1 protein-coding gene and 1 pseudogene are annotated in these 1,147 nt (G+C 45.0%); one reads left to right on the top strand and one right to left on the bottom strand.

What is annotated here, in order from left to right; all coding sequences use genetic code 11:
- Nucleotides 1-100: pseudogene (locus F6K53_RS44335) on the top strand (IS5/IS1182 family transposase); the annotation flags it as partial.
- On the opposite strand, the gene F6K53_RS44330 reads toward F6K53_RS44335, so the two are convergent.
- Nucleotides 66-1,147: PAS domain S-box protein (locus F6K53_RS44330; RefSeq protein ID WP_293087277.1), on the bottom strand; the 1,082-nt coding region annotated here is incomplete at its 5' end. The pseudogene F6K53_RS44335 and the gene F6K53_RS44330 overlap by 35 nt on opposite strands.

Below are 1,147 nucleotides of genomic sequence, written 5' to 3'. Positions count from 1 at the left end.
CGACGCTCTTTGTAAGGACTATGAACTTTATACACAAAGCAGTGAAGCCATGATTTATGGTTCTTTTATTCGTCTAATGACTCGTCGATTAGCTGCTTAAGATTTTGTTTACAAATCAGCTCTAAGGGGGGTGATGGGGGGTTCTCCTTTTGCGTAGATTCAAGGACACTCACTTTCAAGGTTACTTCCCCAGAGTCGGTAAACTTGATGGCATTACTTAGGAGATTCATCAGTACTTGTCGTAGGCGTTTCTCATCCCCATAGATGCCATTGGGAAGTTGAGAAAGGGGTTGGTAAGTAAATACAATGTCCTTCTGATGAGCGCGGATACTGCAGATGTCAACCAGGTTTTCCAGAAAGGAGGAAAAATGAAAATTTACAGGAACGAGTTCCATTTTCCTGGCTTCAATTTTGGAGAGATCCAGAATGTCGTTAATCAGGGTTAACAGGTGTGAACCACACTGATGAATGATGTGGACGCCTTTGAGTTCCTCAGGAGCCATGGTTTTGGACTTTTTGAGGATTTGGGTGTAGCCGAAGATACCATTAAGGGGGGTTCTTAGTTCGTGGCTCATGTTAGCCAGGAATTCGCTTTTGGCACGATTGGCAACTTCCGCAGCCTCTTTAGCATCTTGCAGTGCAGCTTGCGCTCGGTTGCGAGCAGTGACATCAACCATAACCGCTAGAGACCGAAGCACCTGACCTAACTCATCTTGTTCAGCAATAGCGGAAAGAAGCACGTCAATGATTTCTCCATTCTTGCAGATCACCTGATAGGGAACATCCAAGGAAATTCCTGTCTGAAAATATTGAGGCAGAACCACTTGTTGGGCGTACTGGCGTGATTCTTCTGTTAAAAAATCCGTCGATTGTCTTCCAATAACTTCTTTACGATCGTAGCCTAGCTTCTTTTGCCAGTAGTTACTGACACTGAGCAATTTGCCATTGCTATCAATGGAATGCAGCATAACTGGTGTATTTTCATAGAGCGTGCGAAAGCGTTCTCTGCTCAGCCGCAGTTCCTCCTCGGCCTGTTTGCGATCGCTAATATCTTTATGGGTTCCTGCCATTCGTTTCGGGTTGCCCTTGTGATCATGAGCCACGACTTTACCGTAAATGGCAATCCATTTCCATTGACCAGATTTGG

The organism is Moorena sp. SIO4A1, from assembly GCF_010672065.1.
Classification (GTDB): Bacteria; Cyanobacteriota; Cyanobacteriia; order Cyanobacteriales; family Coleofasciculaceae; genus Moorena.
This window is presented reverse-complemented; position numbering and strand designations above follow the sequence as displayed.